Origin of the sequence: Streptomyces sp. UNOC14_S4 (assembly GCF_020740835.1) — a bacterium.
GTDB lineage: Bacteria > Actinomycetota > Actinomycetes > Streptomycetales > Streptomycetaceae > Streptomyces.
The window spans coordinates 1-4,201 of sequence record NZ_JAINFC010000596.1; the positions used below are offsets into that span (position 1 = coordinate 1).

The 4,201-nt window shown below is 76.7% G+C and carries 1 protein-coding gene; it reads left to right on the forward strand.

Translation table 11 applies throughout. From position 1 onward, the window contains the following. Nucleotides 1–4,201 (forward strand): type I polyketide synthase (locus K6I34_RS32775; protein ID WP_229331678.1); only part of this gene is annotated, 4,201 nt, incomplete at both ends.

Genomic DNA, 4,201 nt, shown 5'->3' on the forward strand with positions numbered 1-4,201 from the left:
ACCGCGGCGGCACCGTGCTGGTCACCGGCGGCACCGGGACGCTGGGTGCCCTGGTGGCCCGTCATCTCGTCGCGGCGCACGGGGTCCGGCACCTGCTCCTGGTCTCCCGGCGCGGTGCCGAGGCCCCCGGCGCGGAAGCCCTGCGGGCCGACCTGGCCGAGGCGGGCGCGCACGTCTCCTTCTCCGCCTGTGACATCGCGGAGCGCGCCGAACTGGCCCGCGTGCTCGCGGAGGTCCCGGCCGGGCATCCGCTCACCGGGGTCGTCCACCTCGCGGCCGTGACCGACGACGGCCTCGTCCCGTCGCTGACGCCGGAGCGGGTCGACCGGGTCCTGCGGCCCAAGGCCGACGCGGCGCTGCACCTGCACGAACTGACGGCCGACTCCGGCCTGTCGGCCTTCGTGCTCTTCTCCTCGGCCGCCGGCCTCACCGGCAACCCGGGCCAGGCGGGCTACTCCGCCGCCAACGTCGTCCTCGACGCGCTCGCGCAGCGCCGCCACGCCCGCGGCCTGCCCGCCGTCTCGTTGCAGTGGGGACTGTGGGAACAGGACAGCGCGCTCACCGCCGGGCTCGGCGCGGCCGACCGGCAGCGCATGGCCCGTTCCGGGGTCGAGGCGCTCCCCGCACGGCTGGGCCTCGCCCTGTTCGACGCGGCGCTGGTCCGCCCCGAGGCCGTACTCGCCCCCGTGCGGCTCGACCCGGCCCGCCTCGCCGCCGGTGACGATGTGCCGCCCGTCCTGCACGGCCTCCTGCCCGCCGCCCGCCGCCCCGGCGCCGACCGGGACCCGGGGGCCGGGCGCGCCCTGCTCCGCAGGCTGTCCGCCGCCCCGGAGGCCGAGCAGGACCGCATGCTCGTCGACATCGTCCGCACCCACGCGGCCACCGTCCTCGGCCACCCGGACGGAGGCGCGATCGACCCGGACCGGGCGTTCAGCGAACTGGGCCTCGACTCGCTCGCCGCGCTCGAACTGCGCAACCGCCTGAACGGCGCGGTCGGTCTGCGGCTGCCCGCCACCGTGCTGTTCGACCACCCGTCCGCGAACGCCCTCGGCAGGCACCTGCGTGCCGAGCTCCTCGACGCGCCGGAGCGGCCGCGCGTCGCCACCATGGCACGGGTGTCGGACGAGCCGGTCGCGATCGTCGCGGTCAGCTGCCGCTACCCGGGCGGCGTGGCGAGCCCGGAGGACCTGTGGCGGCTGGTGCACGACCGCACCGACGCCATCTCCGCGTTCCCCGACAACCGCGGCTGGGACGTGGAGAACCTGTTCCACCCCGACCCCGACCACGCGGGCACCTCGTACGTCCGCGAAGGCGGGTTCCTGCACGACGCCGACCGGTTCGACCCCGGCTTCTTCGGGATCTCGCCGCGCGAGGCCCTCGCCATGGACCCCCAGCAGCGCCTCCTCCTCGAAGCCTCGTGGGAGGCCGTCGAGCGGGCGGGCATCGACCCGCGCTCGCTGCGCGGGAGCCGCACCGGCGTCTTCGCGGGCCTCATGTACGCCGACTACGCCTCCCGGCTGACCACCGCCCCCGACGGCGTGGACGGCTACCTCGGCAACGGCAGCGCGGGCAGCATCGCCACCGGGCGCGTCGCCTACACCCTCGGCCTGGAGGGCCCGGCCGTCACGGTCGACACGGCGTGCTCGTCGTCGCTGGTCGCGCTGCACCTCGCCTGCCAGGCCCTGCGCCAGGGCGAGTGCGACCTGGCGCTGGCCGGTGGCGTGACCGTCATGTCGAGCCCGGCGACCTTCGTCGAGTTCTCGCGCCAGCGCGGACTCGCCCCCGACGGCCGCTGCAAGTCCTTCGCGGCCGCCGCCGACGGCACCGCCTGGTCGGAGGGCGTCGGCCTGCTGCTGGTCGAGCGCCTCTCGGACGCCCGGCGGGCCGGGCACCGTGTGCTCGCCGTGGTCCGGGGCAGCGCCGTCAACCAGGACGGCGCGAGCAACGGCCTCTCCGCGCCCAACGGCCTCGCCCAGGAACGGGTGATCCGCGACGCGCTCGCCCAGGCCGGGCTCGCCACCGCCGACGTCGACGCCGTCGAGGCCCACGGCACGGGCACCGCCCTCGGCGACCCCATCGAGGCCCACGCGCTGCTCGCCACGTACGGCGCCGAGCGCCCCGACGGGCACCCGCTGTGGCTGGGCTCCGTCAAGTCCAACATCGGGCACACACAGGCCGCCGCCGGTGTCGCGGGCATCATCAAGATGGTCATGGCGATGCGGCACGCGCACCTGCCCGCCACCCTGCACGTGGACGCGCCGACGCCGCACGTCGACTGGTCGGCGGGCCGGGTGTCCCTGCTCGCCGAGCCGGCCCCGTGGCCCGACAGCGGCCGCCCGCGCCGCTCCGGGGTGTCCTCGTTCGGCGTCAGCGGCACCAACGCCCACGTCATCCTGGAACAGGGCGACCCCGCCGACGAGCCCACCGACGAGCCCGCCGTCCCGGTCCCGGACCCGGCGGACGAGCCCGCAGCGCTCGCCTGGCCGGTGTCCGGCGCGACCCCCGCCGCCCTCCGGGCGCAGCCCGCCCGGCTGCGGCAACACCTGGAGGCGCACCCCGGCGCCCGGCCCGCCGACGTCGCCCACGCCCTCGCCACCACCCGGTCCGCGCTCGACCACCGGGCCGTGGTCGTCGCCGCCGAGCCCGCCGAACTCCTCGCGGGCCTCGACGCGCTGAGCACCGACGCGGCCCATGGCGCGCTCGTCACCGGCACCGTCGGGCAACCGGGACGCACGGCCTTCGTGTTCGGCGGGCAGGGCTCGCAGTGGGCCGGGATGGGCGCCCGCCTGCTCGACGAGTCCCCGGTCTTCGCCGAACACATCCGGGCGTGCGAGGCCGCGCTCGCCCCGCACACCGACTGGTCGCTGACCGACGTGCTGCGCCGGCGTCCAGGCGCGCCCTCGCTCGACCGCGTGGACGTCGTACAGCCCGCCCTGTTCGCCGTCATGGTGTCCGTCGCCGCGATGTGGCGCGCCCTCGGCGTCGAACCGGCCGCTGTGGTGGGCCACTCGCAGGGCGAGATCGCCGCCGCCCACGTGGCCGGTGCGCTGAGTCTGGAGGACGCCGCCCGGATCGTCGCGCTCCGCAGCCGGGCCCTGCGCGCCATCGCGGGCCACGGAGGCATGATGTCCCTCGGCACCTCCGCCGGGCACGCCGAACGGCTGCTCGCCCACTGGCCCGGGCGACTCGGCGTCGCCGCCGTCAACGGACCCGGCGCGGTGGTCGTCTCCGGTGACGCCGCGGCACTCGACGAACTGCGCGAACGGTGCGAGGCGGAGGACGTACGGGCCCGCCGCCTCCCGGTCGACTACGCGGCGCACTCCGCCGCCGTCGAGGACGTCCGCGACGAACTCCTCGCGGGCATCGGCGACCTCGGCCCGGCGGCCACCCCCGCGATCGCCTTCTACTCGACCGTCACCGGCGAACCCCTCGACGGCACCGCGCTCGATGCCGCGTACTGGTACCGGAACTTGCGCGACACCGTCGCCTTCGAACACGCCACCCGGTCGCTGCTGCGGGACGGATACACCGTGCTGGTCGAGACCAGCCCGCACCCGGTCATGGCCCCGGCCGTCGAACAGACCGCGCAGAGCACCGCGTCCGACGCCCTCGTCGTCGGCTCGCTCCAGCGTGACGCGGACACCCTGTGCCGCTTCCTCACCGCGGCCGCCGCCCTCCACGTCCGCGGCGTCCCCGTCGACTGGCCCGCGCCGCACGCGGGCAGGCCGCAGCGCCGGACCGAGCTGCCGACCTACGCGTTCCAGCGCGAGCGCTACTGGCTGGACCCCGCGCCGGCCGCCGCCGACGCCGAAGGGCTGGGGCTGCGCTCCGCCGACCACCCGCTGCTCGGCGCCGCCCTCGCACCGGCCGACGACGACCGGCACCTCCTCACCGGCAGGATCTCCCTCACCACCCACCCGTGGCTCGCCGACCACGCCGTCCTCGGCACGGTCCTGCTCCCGGGCACGGCCTTCGTCGAACTCGCCCTCCAGGCAGGCGACCCCGCCGACTGCCGGACGATCGAGGAACTGACCCTCGAAGCGCCACTGACCCTCCGGCCCCGGGACTCCGTACAGCTCCAGGTCCTCCTCGACGCCCCGGACGAGCGCGGCCACCGCACGCTCACCGTGCACGCCCGCCCGGACACCACCCCGCCGGGTCCAGGGGCCCGGCGGGGTGGTGTCCGGGCGGGCGTGCACGG